Origin of the sequence: Chryseomicrobium sp. FSL W7-1435 (assembly GCF_038595005.1) — a bacterium.
Lineage (GTDB): Bacteria > Bacillota > Bacilli > Bacillales_A > Planococcaceae > Chryseomicrobium.
Genome location: NZ_CP151997.1, coordinates 1 through 15,361, shown reverse-complemented (window position 1 = coordinate 15,361; position 15,361 = coordinate 1). Strand labels below are relative to the sequence as shown.

The 15,361-nt window shown below is 43.7% G+C and carries 21 protein-coding genes; 19 read left to right on the top strand and 2 right to left on the bottom strand.

The annotated features are described in order from the left end of the window. Positions 1-28: 28 nt before the first annotated feature. From rplO to MKY84_RS00030, 16 genes are all read left to right on the top strand, one after another. A complete protein-coding gene (rplO, locus tag MKY84_RS00105) occupies positions 29-469 on the top strand; it encodes a 50S ribosomal protein L15 (protein ID WP_342526879.1) in 441 nt (146 codons plus the stop codon). After that, a complete protein-coding gene (secY, locus tag MKY84_RS00100) occupies positions 469-1,761 on the top strand; it encodes a preprotein translocase subunit SecY (protein WP_342526877.1) in 1,293 nt (430 codons plus the stop codon). The genes rplO and secY overlap by 1 nt, the downstream gene beginning before the upstream one ends. A 62-nt stretch (positions 1,762-1,823) precedes the next feature. Next, positions 1,824-2,477 carry an adenylate kinase gene (locus MKY84_RS00095; protein ID WP_342526876.1) on the top strand — a complete coding sequence of 218 codons (654 nt, stop codon included), beginning with the start codon at positions 1,824-1,826 and terminating at the stop codon, positions 2,475-2,477. A 308-nt stretch (positions 2,478-2,785) separates the two neighbouring features. Continuing rightward, positions 2,786-3,004, top strand: coding sequence for a translation initiation factor IF-1 (gene infA / locus MKY84_RS00090; RefSeq protein WP_019415645.1), 219 nt, complete (start codon positions 2,786-2,788; stop codon positions 3,002-3,004). A 38-nt stretch (positions 3,005-3,042) separates the two neighbouring features. After that, a complete protein-coding gene (gene rpmJ / locus MKY84_RS00085) occupies positions 3,043-3,156 on the top strand; it encodes a 50S ribosomal protein L36 (protein ID WP_003247619.1) in 114 nt (37 codons plus the stop codon). An 18-nt stretch (positions 3,157-3,174) separates the two neighbouring features. Next, positions 3,175-3,540, top strand: a complete 366-nt coding sequence (gene rpsM / locus MKY84_RS00080; RefSeq protein ID WP_204591530.1) for a 30S ribosomal protein S13 — start codon at positions 3,175-3,177, stop codon at positions 3,538-3,540. Between the two features lie 25 nt (positions 3,541-3,565). Further along, complete coding sequence (gene rpsK / locus MKY84_RS00075; RefSeq protein ID WP_342526827.1) at positions 3,566-3,955, top strand: 30S ribosomal protein S11; 390 nt, start codon at positions 3,566-3,568, stop codon at positions 3,953-3,955. 103 nt (positions 3,956-4,058) lie between these two features. Continuing rightward, on the top strand, positions 4,059-5,003 hold the full coding sequence (locus MKY84_RS00070; RefSeq protein ID WP_342526826.1) for a DNA-directed RNA polymerase subunit alpha: 945 nt from the start codon (positions 4,059-4,061) through the stop codon (positions 5,001-5,003). Between the two features lie 53 nt (positions 5,004-5,056). Beyond that, a complete protein-coding gene (gene rplQ, locus MKY84_RS00065) occupies positions 5,057-5,437 on the top strand; it encodes a 50S ribosomal protein L17 (RefSeq protein WP_342526825.1) in 381 nt (126 codons plus the stop codon). A 319-nt stretch (positions 5,438-5,756) separates the two neighbouring features. Then, complete coding sequence (locus tag MKY84_RS00060; protein ID WP_342526824.1) at positions 5,757-6,599, top strand: energy-coupling factor ABC transporter ATP-binding protein; 843 nt, start codon at positions 5,757-5,759, stop codon at positions 6,597-6,599. Continuing rightward, the gene (locus tag MKY84_RS00055; RefSeq protein ID WP_342526823.1) at positions 6,575-7,456 is read left to right on the top strand and encodes an energy-coupling factor ABC transporter ATP-binding protein; all 882 of its coding nucleotides are present in this window, start codon (positions 6,575-6,577) and stop codon (positions 7,454-7,456) included. The genes MKY84_RS00060 and MKY84_RS00055 overlap by 25 nt, the downstream gene beginning before the upstream one ends. Then, positions 7,449-8,246, top strand: a complete 798-nt coding sequence (locus MKY84_RS00050; RefSeq protein ID WP_342526822.1) for an energy-coupling factor transporter transmembrane protein EcfT — start codon at positions 7,449-7,451, stop codon at positions 8,244-8,246. The genes MKY84_RS00055 and MKY84_RS00050 overlap by 8 nt, the downstream gene beginning before the upstream one ends. A gap of 11 nt (positions 8,247-8,257) precedes the next feature. Next, positions 8,258-9,004 (top strand): tRNA pseudouridine(38-40) synthase TruA, encoded by a 747-nt coding sequence (gene truA / locus MKY84_RS00045; RefSeq protein ID WP_342526821.1) that lies wholly within the window; start codon positions 8,258-8,260, stop codon positions 9,002-9,004. A gap of 164 nt (positions 9,005-9,168) precedes the next feature. Then, positions 9,169-9,606 carry a 50S ribosomal protein L13 gene (gene rplM, locus MKY84_RS00040; RefSeq protein WP_342526819.1) on the top strand — a complete coding sequence of 146 codons (438 nt, stop codon included), beginning with the start codon at positions 9,169-9,171 and terminating at the stop codon, positions 9,604-9,606. A gap of 22 nt (positions 9,607-9,628) precedes the next feature. Then, entirely contained in the window at positions 9,629-10,021 is a 393-nt protein-coding gene (rpsI, locus tag MKY84_RS00035; protein WP_342526818.1) for a 30S ribosomal protein S9, read from the top strand. 363 nt (positions 10,022-10,384) lie between these two features. Then, positions 10,385-11,377 carry an NERD domain-containing protein gene (locus tag MKY84_RS00030; protein ID WP_342526817.1) on the top strand — a complete coding sequence of 331 codons (993 nt, stop codon included), beginning with the start codon at positions 10,385-10,387 and terminating at the stop codon, positions 11,375-11,377. Between the two features lie 137 nt (positions 11,378-11,514). On the opposite strand, the gene MKY84_RS00025 is transcribed toward MKY84_RS00030, so the two are convergent. Beyond that, positions 11,515-11,652, bottom strand: coding sequence for a hypothetical protein (locus tag MKY84_RS00025; protein WP_342526816.1), 138 nt, complete (start codon positions 11,650-11,652; stop codon positions 11,515-11,517). A 65-nt stretch (positions 11,653-11,717) separates the two neighbouring features. Here MKY84_RS00025 and MKY84_RS00020 point away from each other — a divergent pair, with 65 nt between their 5' ends. Further along, a complete protein-coding gene (locus MKY84_RS00020; RefSeq protein ID WP_342526815.1) occupies positions 11,718-12,473 on the top strand; it encodes an N-acetylmuramoyl-L-alanine amidase in 756 nt (251 codons plus the stop codon). 20 nt (positions 12,474-12,493) lie between these two features. Continuing rightward, the gene (locus MKY84_RS00015) at positions 12,494-13,543 is read left to right on the top strand and encodes an Mrp/NBP35 family ATP-binding protein (protein ID WP_342526814.1); all 1,050 of its coding nucleotides are present in this window, start codon (positions 12,494-12,496) and stop codon (positions 13,541-13,543) included. A gap of 43 nt (positions 13,544-13,586) precedes the next feature. Here the strand turns inward: MKY84_RS00015 and gerD are convergent, their stop codons facing one another. Continuing rightward, positions 13,587-14,234: a spore germination lipoprotein GerD gene (gene gerD, locus MKY84_RS00010; RefSeq protein WP_342526813.1), complete on the bottom strand. Its 648-nt coding sequence runs from the start codon at positions 14,232-14,234 to the stop codon at positions 13,587-13,589. A gap of 132 nt (positions 14,235-14,366) precedes the next feature. On the opposite strand from gerD, the gene MKY84_RS00005 reads away from it, so the two are divergent. After that, positions 14,367-15,041, top strand: coding sequence for a KinB-signaling pathway activation protein (locus MKY84_RS00005; RefSeq protein WP_342526812.1), 675 nt, complete (start codon positions 14,367-14,369; stop codon positions 15,039-15,041). The last annotated feature ends 320 nt before the right edge of the window (positions 15,042-15,361 follow it).

Sequence of the window (15,361 nt, the reverse complement as noted above, 5' to 3'; positions counted from 1 at the left end):
GATTTTACACATAAGGAGGTGCCACCAGTTGAAACTACATGAGTTAAAACCAGCTGAAGGTTCACGTAAAGAACGCAACCGCGTAGGTCGTGGTACAGGTTCTGGTAATGGTAAAACTGCAGGTCGCGGAACTAAAGGGCAAAATTCTCGTTCTGGCGGTGGAGTACGACCAGGATTCGAGGGTGGACAAAACCCATTGTTCCGTCGTTTACCAAAACGTGGATTTACAAACATTAACCGTAAAGAATATGCTGTAGTCAACCTTGATGCGCTTAACCGTTTCGAAGAAGGCACAGAAGTAACGCCTGCTTTACTTATCGAAACAGGCGTTGTGAGTAAAGAAAGATCGGGTATCAAGATTCTAGGTAATGGAACTCTTGAGAAAAAACTTTCTGTACAAGCTCACAAATTCTCAGCTTCTGCTAAAGAAGCGATTGAGAATGCCGGCGGATCTACTGAGGTGATTTAATGTTTCAAACAATCTCTAACTTTATGCGTGTGCGAGATATTCGAAACAAAATCCTTTTCACGTTAGCAATGCTTGTTATCTTCCGTTTGGGAACGTTCGTACCAGTACCAAACGTTGATGCAGACGTGCTACGTGCCTCAGATGAACTAGGAATCATTGGATTCCTAAACATCTTCGGTGGGGGGGCATTGGTAAACTTCTCTATCCTTGCGATGGGAATTATGCCATATATCACCGCATCCATTATCGTGCAATTATTGCAAATGGATGTTGTCCCTAAATTTACAGAGTGGGCAAAACAAGGAGAAGTCGGTCGACGGAAACTTGCGCAATTCACTCGTTATTTCACAATTGTATTAGCGTTCGTTCAAGCAATCGCTATGTCATATGGTTTCAACCAGATGTATAGTGGCCAATTGATTCAAGACGACGGCGTTATGACATATGTTGTAATTGCAATCGTGTTGACTGCCGGTACAGCATTCTTGCTGTGGTTAGGTGAGCAAATTACAGCTCACGGAGTAGGTAACGGAATTTCCATTATCATCTTCGCGGGTATCGTAGCAGCTATCCCAACAGCAGTGAACCAAATCTACGCAACGCAAATTGAAGGAGCGGGCGATGCCCTATTCATCAACCTTGCGATTCTCGCATTAATCTTATTGGCAATTATCGCTGTGACTGTTGGTGTTATTTACATTCAACAAGCACTTCGTAAAATTCCAATTCAATATGCAAAACGTGTTGCCGGTTCGTCTCAAACAGGCGGTCAGCAAACACACTTACCATTAAAAGTTAACGCGGCGGGAGTTATCCCAGTAATCTTCGCATCTGCTTTCCTAATGGCGCCACAATCACTAACACTGTTCTTCGGTACCAACTCTGTTACTGAAACTATGACACGTGTTCTTGATTATACGCAGCCAATCGGTATGGTATTGTTCGTTGGTTTGATTGTTGCCTTCACTTACTTCTATGCATTCATTCAGGTGAATCCAGAGAACGTAGCAGACAACTTGAAGAAGCAAGGGGCTTACATTCCGGGGATTCGTCCAGGTAGTCAGACGCAAGATTATCTAACAAGTGTACTTTACCGCTTAACATTTGTCGGTGCGATTTTCTTAGCGGTCATCTCGATCATGCCATTACTGTTTATTGAATTTGCAGGCTTGCCACAAGCAGCTCAAATCGGTGGAACAAGCTTGATCATCGTCGTTGGAGTTGCGCTCGAAACAATGAAACAGCTAGAGTCACAACTTGTAAAGCGTCACTATAAAGGTTTTATGAAGTAAGAGGTTGAAATAGGGACAATCGTTCCTTTTTCGACCTATTGATTAGAGGGAGGAAAAAACGTATGAATATCGTTTTAATGGGTTTGCCAGGTGCCGGAAAAGGTACGCAAGCAGATAAAATTGTTGAGAAGTACGAAATCCCTCATATTTCTACAGGCGATATGTTCCGTGCGGCTATTAAAAACCAAACGGCATTGGGTCTTGAAGCAAAATCGTTTATGGATCAAGGTGCTCTAGTACCTGATGAAGTAACGATTGGTATTGTTCGTGAGCGCTTAAGCCAACCTGACTGTGAGAATGGATTCCTGTTAGATGGTTTCCCTCGTACAGTTCCACAAGCGGAAGCATTGGATGCTACACTTGCTGACTTAGAGAGATCTGTGGAGCATGTGATCAACATCCAAGTGGAACAAGATGAGTTGATTAAACGTTTGACTGGTCGTCGCATCTGCAAAGAATGTGGCACTGCTTATCACTTAGTCTTTAATCCTCCTCAAGAGGAAGGCAAATGTGATAAGGATGGTGGCGAATTGTATCAACGTGCGGATGATAATCCAGAAACGGTTACCAACCGTCTGGAAGTAAATATGAAGCAAACACAGCCCCTACTCGACTTTTATGGCGATAAAGGCGTGTTGACAAATATTGATGGTCAGCAGCATATCACTAAGGTATTTGCTGATATCGATGCTCTATTAACAAACCACCGCAAGTAACCCCGGTTCTCGTCTTTAGGCGTCCGGGTGGTATGCAACAAGAAAACTGTTTTTCTCGAGAGCTGCAAAAGCATATTGCGCCCGGTATACGAACGGATGATAGGATAGTGTACAACTGGCCATCAGAAGGGGTATAATGGGTTTCGTGGAAGCATCGATTGCTTTTATGCGAAGCCTTACGAGTGTCTTTCGATCATCTCTCATGCTTTCCAGACATATGCTCTCAGCAGACAATCGTACCTGTATGAAGCAACGACAACATCGAATGGGGCTTCGGCTTGATTTGTATAAGAAGGGAGACTGGGTTGATGGCGAAAGATGATGTAATTGAAGTCGAAGGAAAAGTCATTGAGACTTTGCCAAATGCTATGTTCAAGGTAGAACTTGAAAACGGGCACACTATTTTGGCACACGTTTCAGGTAAAATCCGGATGCACTTTATTCGAATTCTTCCTGGAGACAAAGTCACAATTGAACTATCTCCTTATGATTTAACTCGCGGTCGTATTACGTACCGTTTTAAATAATCTTTTGCACTCCGAACTATTAAGGAGGTTAGGTTAAGATGAAAGTGAGACCATCTGTAAAACCGATCTGCGAAAAATGTAAGGTTATTCGCCGACGCGGTAAAGTAATGGTAATCTGTGAAAACCCTAAACACAAACAAAGACAAGGTTAATTTGAAGGAGGTGCACTCATGGCACGTATTGCTGGTGTTGATATTCCTCGCGATAAGCGCGTTGTAATTTCATTAACATACATTTATGGTATTGGTAAAAACACAGCTCAGAAAGTTTTAGAAGCTGCAGGCGTATCTCAAGATACACGTGTACGCGATTTAACTGAAGACGAGCTTAACAAAATTCGTGAATCAGTCGGTGCTTTTAAAGTTGAAGGAGATCTTCGTCGTGAAATCTCACTTAACATTAAACGTCTAATGGAAATCGGTTCATTCCGTGGTATCCGTCACCGTCGTGGTCTACCAGTTCGTGGACAAAATACGAAGAACAATGCGCGTACGCGTAAAGGTCCTCGTAAAACTGTAGCGAACAAGAAAAAATAATCGGTAAAGGAGGTTTCTTCTCAACATGGCACGTAAACAACAAACTCGTAAACGTCGTGTGAAAAAGAATATCGAGTCTGGTATTGCTCACATCCGTTCTACATTCAACAATACAATCGTTACGATTACTGACATGCAAGGAAATGCCATTTCATGGTCAAGCGCTGGTTCATTAGGTTTCCGTGGTTCACGTAAATCTACTCCATTCGCTGCACAAATGGCTGCTGAAACAGCTGCAAAAGGTTCAATGGAACACGGTTTGAAAACGTTAGAAGTAACAGTTAAAGGTCCTGGTGCTGGTCGTGAAGCTGCAATTCGTGCACTTCAAGCTGCTGGTCTAGACGTAACTGCTATCAAAGACGTAACTCCAGTTCCACATAACGGTTGCCGTCCACCAAAACGCCGTCGCGTGTAATAGGTGTAACTGCATCATTTATTGGACTGATGAAAATCAGCAACGATCGAATTCATGATGGCAAGTCCTATACATTCGATGTTTTGAGGGAGGGTAAAGTAGTATGCTGGAAATCGAAAAACCAAAGATTGAAACGATAGAAATCAATGAAGATGCGAAATTTGGCAAATTTGTTGTTGAGCCGCTTGAACGTGGGTATGGAAATACTTTGGGGAATTCACTACGCCGCATTCTTCTGTCTTCTTTACCAGGAGCAGCAGTAACGTCTATTCAAATTGATGGTGTCCTTCACGAGTTCTCAACTATTGAGGGCGTTGTTGAAGATGTAGCATCTATCATTATGAACGTGAAAAAACTAGCTCTTAAAATCTATTCCGATGAAGAAAAAGTAATCGAAATTGATGTTAAAGGTGAAGGAGCAGTAACAGCTGCAGACATCACGCATGATAGTGATGTTGAAATTTTGAACCCTGAACTCTATATCGCAACAATCAGCAAAAACGGACATCTTCGTATGCGTTTATACGCAAACCGAGGACGTGGCTATACTCCTGCTGATCAAAACAAACGTGAGGATCTTCCTATCGGCGTAATCCCGATCGACTCTATTTACACTCCAGTTTCACGCGTTAATTTTCAAGTGGAAAATACTCGTGTTGGTCAATCGACGAACTTCGATAAATTATCGCTTGATGTGTGGACAGATGGCAGCACCGGTCCAAAAGAGGCGATTTCGCTTGGAGCTAAAATCTTAACAGAGCACTTGAACATCTTTGTTGGCATGACAGATGAGGCAAAAACTGCTGAAATCATGGTCGAAAAAGAAGAAGATCAAAAAGAAAAAGTCTTGGAAATGACAATTGAAGAGCTTGATCTTTCTGTACGTTCTTACAACTGCTTGAAGCGCGCTGGAATCAACACGGTTCTAGAACTTGCGAACAAGTCAGAAGACGACATGATGAAAGTACGTAACCTTGGACGCAAGTCACTTGAAGAAGTAAAAGCGAAGTTAGATGAGCTTGGCTTAGGATTACGTAAAGAAGACTAAGCGCTAAATTTGATTCAGCTAGATAATTATTGAACTAAAGGAGGGAAACATCCATGGGTTACCGCAAACTTGGACGTACAAGTTCTCAGCGTAAAGCGATGTTACGTGACTTAACTACTGACCTAATCATCAACGAGCGTATTCAGACAACTGAAGCACGTGCTAAAGAATTACGTTCTGTAGTTGAGAAAATGATCACATTAGGAAAGCGTGGCGATCTTCATGCTCGCCGTCAAGCTGCTGCTTACATTCGCAACGAAACAGCTGTGAAAACAGATGAAGAAGGCAATGAAACATCAGTATACGCTTTATCTAAACTATTTGATGATGTAGCACCACGCTACGCAGATCGTCAAGGTGGTTATACACGTATCATGAAAATGGGTCCACGTCGTGGAGACGGCGCACCAGTAGTAGTGATTGAATTAGTGTAAGACAAACGAGAGAGGGTTTAGGGTTCACCCAGACTCTCTCTTTTTCAAAAGATTTATACGACAATTAAAAAGGCTGAGCGTTATGATGAGCGGACCCCCTTGGGTGGCGTCTCGTCTAGCTCTACGCACCTCATCAAGCGGGCTAGCCCTGAGCAAGCGGCCTGCAAAATTCTGAAGAGCGCACTGATGAGGTGCGCGCTTTTTTATTACCTAAAAATAGACTGATTCGGAAGGAATGCACACCGATGTGCCTTGCTTCGGGCTTAGTACACCGTTACAAGCTGAGTCGAGTCGAGAAGAGTTAGAGGAGGAATAGGACATGACAACAGTGGTAAAGCTTCAGGACGTATCCTATACGTATCCTTCAGAAGAAATAATCAAGCCTGCTGTAGCGCAAGTCTCATTTTCTGTGGCACAAGGGGAATGGATTGCGATTGTCGGCCATAACGGTTCCGGCAAATCTACGATGGCTAAGTTGATAAATGGATTGCTATTTCCGAGCGAAGGATCTGTGGAGTTATTTGGTCGTCCACTAACTGAGGAAACACTTTGGGAGAGTCGCTCACAGTTAGGTATGGTTTTTCAAAACCCAGACAATCAATTTGTAGGAGCGACTGTACAAGATGATGTGGCATTTGCACTTGAGAACAATGGGATCCCCTATGAACAAATGGTGGAGCGAGTAGAATCAGCGCTCCAGCAGGTCCAGATGGCCGATTTCATCAATCAAGAGCCTCATCATCTATCGGGAGGTCAAAAGCAGCGTGTAGCCATAGCAGGGGCTATTGCAATGCAACCGAAACTACTTATTCTAGATGAAGCAACTTCCATGTTGGATCCTCAAGGGCGACGAGAAGTGATTCAGACGCTTCAAATGCTACGAGAAACATCCGATGTCACCGTTTTGTCCATCACACATGATCTAGAAGAAGCGATGCTTGCAGATCGTGTGGTCGTGATGAACGGCGGCGAAAAGTTTTTAGAAGGTCGACCAGAGGCTGTCTTTGCGAACCGCGAACAGATCACAAAACTGGGTCTTGATTTACCATTTGCTGCGAACGTCGCTAACTTACTGCGCATACATGGTATGGCTGTGCCACCTTCAATCATGTCACAACAAGAATTGGTGGATGCCTTATGGACATTAAACTCCAAAAAGTAAGTTATGCCTATGCAGCGGGAACACCTTTTGAAAAGCGAGCTCTTCATGAAGTGGACCTAACCATTCCTTCTGGAAGCTACCAAGCGATTATCGGCCACACAGGTTCGGGAAAATCAACGATTCTTCAGCACTTGAATGCTATTTTAAAACCAACAGCAGGGACAGTGATGATTGGTGAAAAAGTGATCGAGGCAGGCGTCAAACCAAAAGAATTAAAGTCTGTGCGAAGTCGTGTTGGCATCGTGTTCCAGTTCCCTGAACATCAATTGTTTGAAGAAACGGTTGAGAAAGATATCATGTTTGGCCCTATGAACTTTGGGGTGGCGGAAGAAGAAGCCCGCCGACGTGCACATGAGCTAGTCGGTCTGCTCGGTCTACCTGAAAACACCTTACACAAGTCACCTTTTGATTTGTCAGGTGGTCAGATGCGTCGAGTCGCTATTGCAGGCGTATTAGCTATGGACCCCGATGTACTTGTACTCGATGAGCCAACAGCTGGATTAGACCCTCGTGGGCGCAAAGAAATCATGAATCTGTTTGCCCGTCTCCATCACGAAAAAAACTTAACAACCGTGCTGGTCACACACAGTATGGAGGATGCCGCACGTTATGCGGACCGCATTGCAATTATGCATAGTGGACGCTGTGTGGTGGAAGGTACACCTCAAGAAGTTTTTACGCAAGACGAGTTGTTACACGATTTCCGATTAGAGCTTCCGCAGTCCGTAAAACTGCAACGCAAAGTTGAAGCAATGACAGGTCACACATTCCCGACACTTTATCTGACAGAGGAGACGCTTGCCGAAGCACTAGCAGCGTACTTCGATCAGGGGAAGGAGGGCCTTCCTGATGCTTGAGAAAATGATATTTGGTCGTTACATCCCTGGGGATTCGATCGTCCACCGCATTGATGCGCGGGCAAAACTGATTTTTGTATTCCTATTCATTGCTATCGTATTTCTAGCCAACAGTTGGATTACCTATGGCTTGCTGATTCTCTTTACATTTTTAATTGTAAAGTTGTCAGGTATACGTTTCTACTTCATAGTGATGGGATTAAAACCGATTCTGTTCTTATTAATTTTCACCTTCTTGTTGCACACGTTCTTCACAAAAGAAGGTACGGTGTTACTGGATCTTGGATTCACTGAAATTTACACAGGTGGTGTCATTCAAGGTGTATTCATCGCCATTCGTTTCTTTGTACTTGTGGTGATGACGACCATCCTCACGTTGTCGACAACGCCGATTTCTATCACAGACGCACTTGAGTTATTGCTGAATCCGTTCAAGAAAATCAAACTGCCTGTGCATGAACTTGCTTTGATGATGTCAATTTCATTACGTTTCATTCCTACGCTAATGGATGAGACGGATAAAATTATGAAAGCGCAGATGGCCCGTGGCTCTGATATGACGACAGGACCTTTCAAAGAGCGTCTGAAGGCCGTTGTCCCGCTTTTGATCCCTTTGTTCGTCAGTGCCTTTAAGCGAGCAGAAGATTTGGCTACTGCGATGGAAGTGCGCGGGTACCGCGGAGGGGAAGGTCGAACTCGTTACCGTCAGCTAGATTGGCGATTCCGAGATACGGGCGCTATCCTACTACTCATCGTGCTAGCAGTCGTACTTCTGCTGCTGCGAAATTAGGGGGCAGTTGTATGCGATTACGTGCAGTGATCAGTTATGACGGAAGTAGTTTCTCTGGCTACCAGGTGCAACCCAACGGGCGTACGGTGCAAGAAGAGATAGAAAAAGTTTTAATGACTATGCATAAAGGTGTTTTTACACGTGTTGTAGCAAGTGGTCGGACAGATACCGGCGTCCATGCAACGGGGCAAGTGATTCATTTCGATAGCGACTTGACCATTTCCCCTTATGGCTGGGTGCGAGGGCTGAATGCACAGTTGCCTGGAGACATCCGTTTCTTGCACATCGAACAAGCTGCAGATGACTTTCATGCACGGTTTGATGTGAAGTGGAAGACCTATCGGTACAAATGGACGCTAGAAGACATCCCTATGCCTTTTGAGCGTCACATGGTATCCTTTATCCCCGGAAGGCAGCCGGACGTCACACGCATGCATCAAGCGGCTCAGCAGCTACTTGGCGAACATGATTTCCGAAGCTTTAGCGCGGCAAACACCAGCATTCAAGATTTTGTACGAACGATTTATGATATCCAACTAGAACAGCACGGCCACCAATTGCACTTAGTCATCACAGGCAACGGATTTTTGTACAATATGGTGCGTATCATTGCGGGCACATTGTGGGAAGTTGGGACCGGCAAGCTCGATCCTTCTAAGATGTCACAAATTATCTCAGCAAAGGACAGAGGTCGAGCTGGGAGAACGGCTCCGCCACAGGGGTTGTATCTTGAAAAAGTAGGCTATGAAGACTTGTAGCAACTTTTCCAGGTGTTTTTTGAAAATCGCTTGACAGAATCTCGTATGTGTTATACGATGATGTATGGTATTTTCAAACCCCACAAATGAGCCCCGAAACTTAATTGTTAGGTTAAATCGAAAATTCAAGAACGAATAAGATCGTTATTAGGAGGACAATATACATGCGTACAACATTCATGGCTAAAGGTCACGAAGTAGAGCGTAAATGGTTAGTTGTTGACGCTGAAGGCCAAACACTTGGTCGTCTAGCTTCAGAAGTAGCTTCTATCTTACGTGGTAAAAACAAACCAACATTCACACCAAACGTCGACACAGGTGATCACGTGATCATCATCAACGCTGAAAAGATCGAATTAACAGGTAACAAATTGCAAAACAAAATCTACTACCGTCACACACAATACACGGGTGGATTAAAGCAACGTACAGCTCTTGAGATGCGTACTAAGTACCCAACTCAAATGCTTGAATTAGCAATCAAAGGAATGCTTCCTAAAAACTCTTTAGGTCGTCAAATGTTCCGTAAGCTTCACGTATACGCTGGAGCAGAGCACCAACATGCAGCACAACAACCAGAAGCATACGAGCTTCGCGGATAATCATTAAGAGGAGGACATACCCTTGGCACAAGTTCAATATATCGGCACAGGCCGTCGTAAAAGCTCAGTAGCTCGCGTACGTTTAGTACCAGGCGCTGGCAAAATCATCATCAACAAACGTGAAGTAGCGGACTACGTTCCATACGAAACGCTTGAGCAAATTATCAAACAACCACTTGTAACTACTGAAACTCTTGGTAGCTACGATGTTCACGTAAACGTAAACGGTGGAGGATTCACTGGTCAAGCTGGTGCTATCCGTCACGGTATCGCACGTGCATTACTTACAGTAGACCCAGACTTCCGCGGGAAGTTAAAATCTGCTGGATTCTTAACGCGTGACCCACGTATGAAAGAGCGTAAAAAGCCAGGTCTTAAAGGCGCTCGTCGTGCACCTCAGTTCTCAAAACGTTAATTGTTGCTGGAACCGTTGCGAATTTATTCGCTTATGGATCCAGTATGGGACGGAGATTTCGAACGAAATCGAGTACCATTCCTTTAATGTTTTCAAACCCATCCTCGCTTATGCGAGGGTGGGTTTTTTGTTTTGGTAGGAAGGGCTTGGGTAGCTAAGGGCTTACTAGGAAGGGCTTAAACACTTTTTGGAGTGATCGATTGGTTTCCATAAAATGAGGAATGTAAGAGTGGGACTTTGTAACGTCAGAATGAGCGAGGTTAATGTATGAATGGAAGCCGCTAACGTCAGAATCAACGAAGTTAATGTAATAATCACCTGACTAAAGCATTCTGAAACCACTTAAATCTGCTTCAAAATTTAATGTACACACTTTCACCCAAATGCTATTCTACTAAAAAAGGAGGAATAGCTATCGAACTTTATTACAACGACACTTCACTTCAAGACCTCGAAATTTTCTATGCTCGTATCCCTTCTACACATCCTCAAAAAAGTTATGTAGACTCTCAACTCATGAACATTAAAACAGGAGGACGCGGTGAATCAAAAGTGCTCCGTGCGCTCGAGGAAGTAGTTTTCGACAAATCAACACTACTTATCCGTAATTTCGTGGCACAAGTTCACTCGAAACGAGTCATTCAAATCGATTATCTCTTACTCACCAGAAAATATTTGCTGCTAATTGAAGTGAAGAATATTGCTGGACATGTTAAATTTTGTTCTCATCCTTCCCAAATCATTCGAACTCTACCTGATAAAACACCTCAAGCTTTTGATTGCCCCTTTGTTCAACTTGATCGAAACCTGGATGGTCTCCAAAAGCTATTCCAAAATTTTCGGCTGCCTATCTACACTTGCATTGTTTGGGCGAATCCAACAACTACATTTGAACTTCCTTTTCTACCACCGCATTCATTTCTTACACGCAAAAAATTGCCTCTATACATTCAGCAATTACAAAACCTTCCTGTTTTCCTATCAGAAGGGGATTATTTGAGCGTTAAAGAAAAGCTTCTTCTAAAAACAAAAGAGTTTAAAGAAAAATCATATTGTTCGAGATATCAGGTGGATGAGAAAGACTTGTTGCAAGGGCTTTATTGTCCGGAATGTCATACTGCACTAAAAAAGTCTATCCGAACTTGGATTTGTAGTACGTGTAAAATTCGAGCGAGCCACTTAGTTTCTCTCAACATCCTCAGTCAATTCAGTATTCGTAATTCGCATTTATCTATCGCAGAAATCAAAAAACACCTACCAGAACTTGAATTAAGAACAATTCGTAAGTTCCTTTTAAACGAAGGATTTAAAGTTAATGGATATACGAAATCTCAAAAATACTCTAAAGAATCGTAAAGCATCAGGGAAGCATCTTATAGCTTTTTCTTGATGGAATGATAACAAGAACACTTAGCGACATAATTCTCACTCCGAAACTAATACAATTAAGTTTTGGGGAATTGATTATAGTAGCCTCAGGAAGTGAATACGAATTATAAACCACATGGAATTGAGTGAATTAGTTTCCATAAAATCAGCAATGTCATAGTCGCATCGATTAATGTCATAATGGGAGCCGCTAACGTCATAATGGAACGACTTAAGGTCAGAATGAGCTGTCTTAACGTCACAATCAATCCACCCACTCATACCCAAAACCCCACCCGCATACACTGCATCAAAAAGGAGTCGAGGCATGAAAAAGAGATGGGTGCTGCTAGGCGTCATCATCGTCGCAGGAATCTGGGCATGGTCGCAGCAAGCAAATGGGATGATGAGGGGCTTCGGGCCAGATGCGCTGGAGGGCAAGGTGATTGTGTTGGATCCGGGACACGGGGGAGTCGATGGAGGAGCTAGCCATGGTGAGATTGTAGAAAGCGATATCACTTTACAATTAGTGCAGGAAGTCAAACGCCAGCTCGAGAAGCGGGATGCCAAAGTGATCTTGACGCGAAGTACAGAAGCGGATGCTATTGAAGAAGCCAATCCACAAGAAGACTTCCCGACAGTTCGTGCCCGGAAACGCGCAGACCTTTTGTACCGTGAACAGAAAATGAATCAAGCTAAAGCAGATGCTATTTTGAGTGTCCACGTCAACGCGGTGCCCCAGTCGAAGTGGCGAGGAGCCCAAGTGTTCTTTCATGAAGAAGGGGAAGTGGATGGGAAGCCGCTCGCCAAAGCCATTCAACAAACACTTCGAGAGTCCCTTCAAAACACTGATCGTGAAGCGATGGGTATTCGCCAAATCTATCTTTTGAAGAAAGCCAATGCTCCTTCCGTTTTAGTCGAAACAGGATTTATTAGCAATGATGAAGAACGAGAATTGCTACAATCCAAGGAATATCAACAAAAAATTGCACAAGGTATTGTAGAGGGGTTAGAGCAGTTTTTTCAGTCGCAAGCACAGCCGTCCCCTACTCCTGAAGGGTATGCTATACTAGTAGACGACTAGGACAAAAAGGAGTTTTGAGCATGCTAACTGAACAAGAGGTACGGGCTCTTCTTGGAAAACTCGAAGATCCGTTTCTACATAAAACACTCGAAGAAACAAACGGGATTCTCTCCGTCAAAATTAAAGAAGATAAGAACTACGTAAGTGTCAAAGTAGCTATTGCAAAAACAAATACGGCAGAACAAATGCAACTTCAAACAAAAGTTGTTGATACGCTAAAAAGTGCTGGGGTTGCTACAGTTGGGATTCGTTTTGAAGAGCTTCCAAAAGAAGCACTTGAACAATTCCGTGGCCAACTTGGCGCAGCAGCAGAAAGCCTTACTTCTCCAGCAACAAGCGTGAAAATCATTTCGATTGCTTCGGGTAAAGGTGGAGTAGGGAAATCAACTGTTTCCGTCAACCTCGCAGTAGCACTGGCTCGTCTAGGGAAGAAAGTCGGCCTTGTGGATGCGGATATTTATGGTTTCAGCGTGCCTGACATGATGGGCATTCGCGAAAATCCGCAGATCAAAGAAGATCGCATCATTCCTGTAGAACGCAAAGGCGTGAAAGTTATCTCCATGGGCTTCTTCGTGGAAAACAACGCACCTGTCGTTTGGCGTGGACCAATGTTAGGTAAAGTTCTCGACCAATTTTTCAAAGATGTTGAATGGGGAGAACTAGACTTCCTTCTATTAGATCTTCCACCGGGAACAGGGGACGTTGCATTAGACATCCACCAAATGCTTCCGGCTTCAAAAGAAATCGTCGTAACAACACCTCACCCAACTGCGGCATTTGTAGCAGCGCGTGCAGGGGCTATGGCGCTTCAAACTGACCACGAAGTCATCGGCGTCATCGAAAACATGGCGTGGTATGAATCGAAATCGACTGGCGAGCGGGAGATGGTCTTTGGTAAAGGTGGCGGACCTAAACTTGCAGAAGAACTTCGCACAGAACTGCTTGGGCAGATTCCACTTGGACAACCGGACTGGAGTAGCGAAGATTTCGCACCGTCTGTTTATGAAGAGTCGCATCCAACAGGCAAACTCTACAACGAAATCGCACAACTTGTAATCGAACGCGCATAATAAAGCAGGCAGCATTCTCGAATGATTGAGAATGCTGCCTTTTTTATTGACCACTACTTCCGCCTGAACTATCAGCACCGCCAGCGCCGCCACCAGCACCACCACCAGTTCCGCCTCCTTGGTTACCACCAGGTGGAGAACCTGCTTCACCCTGTTCACCCGTGCCTTTACCCGCCTCAGCGGCATTCATGACAAGCTCTTGCCAATAGGCTTTCCACACTGGATTTTGAATCGTTTCTTCAACAACCTTCTTCATTTCTTCCCGAAGACTGCTCGACTTTAAAAGCTTTTCAAGTTCTTGTTGTTGCTCAGGTTGTTGCCAAAATTCTTCCCAACCTTTCATATAGGTCGGGTCAGCCATCAATTGCTTCATGAGTTCTTTTTGTTGGTCGGTCATACTCTTTGCCATCGATTCCATAAACTTCGGGTCTTGCATGGAATGTTCCCAAAAAATCTTTCCTTCTTCGCTAAGAAGAGTTTTCTCCACCGACTGTTGCACTACATCTTGCTCAAGGACGAGCATCTTCTGAAATGTAGGATCTCCAAGTGTATCCCGCAATGCCTTTTTCCCCTCTTCTGTCTGAAGTGCATCAATCACCATTTTTTTAGTATCATCATAAGTCGACTTTTGCTCAAAAGGTGAGCATGCTACTAGAAGACAGGTACAAGCGAGAAGCAGCCAAACTCTCATCATCGTTCCCCCTTTTTCAATTAGTGTTCACATTTCGAGCGGGAAATATGCAAGAACTGACAGGATTCATAGATTTTTATCTAATATATTTGATACAATCGATAAGAACTAGAAAGAGATGGAGGATTTTTCGTGACTATACGAAATTGGTTTAAATTTTTTGTACGCGCGATGCTCATCGGTGGACTTGTCACAGGTGTGCTCGGCTTATTTATACGATGGGACGATGCTTTCGCTCAATACTTCCACGCAGGGGAGTGGGGAGAGTTTACAGCAGCATTCGTCTTCATGATCGTCATGGGATTCACAGTTAGTGTCATTGCACAAATGGGTTTCTTTGCGTATTTAACGATTCACCAGATGGGCGTCAATATCTTTAAGAGCTTAACGCTTTGGAACTGGGTGCAGATCTTACTCATTATCATTGTCATTGCCGACTTGATTATTTTCCGTTTCCGTCCAGGCTCAGCATCTTCATCGCAATTAATACTATATCTTGGGTTACTACTGGTGTTGATTGGGACTTCTGCAACAGTGGCCATCATTAAAGCGCGATTAACGAAAAAGCATGCATTGATTTCCGCTTTATTCTTTATGATTGTCATTTCGACTTTAGAATGGTTGCCGGTATTGATGGTACGAGCGGAAGGGGTAGACAGCTGGGTAACCTTACTGTTATTCCCGATACTTGCCGTCAATGCATTCCAACTACTAGCTTTACCAAAGTACAACAAGCAATCTGAAATTGACCTTGCGAAGCGTGAAGAACGACGCAAAGCACGGAAGCAGCAGGCCGCTCAACAATAAGTTGAGCGGTTTTTCTTATTTTCATATAACACGATCGGAAGAAGTGCAGACATACTCTAAGTAACCTATAAAAACGTTAGTAGGTGTAAAGACATTTCTCTTGCCGGATATGTTGTGTGTGTTTTTGTGGGGAGTAACATCATCTTGTGATTTGAAAAGAAAATGAAAAAAGTAAGGTGGAATTTTCAAAAAAGCGTTGACGTTCTATGCAAAACGGTGCTAAGATACAGAGGTCGCCAAAACAAGACGAAACAAATAGTTGACAACACATTGAATATTTTGTTACTATATGAAAGTTGTCTCAAGACGACATATGAACA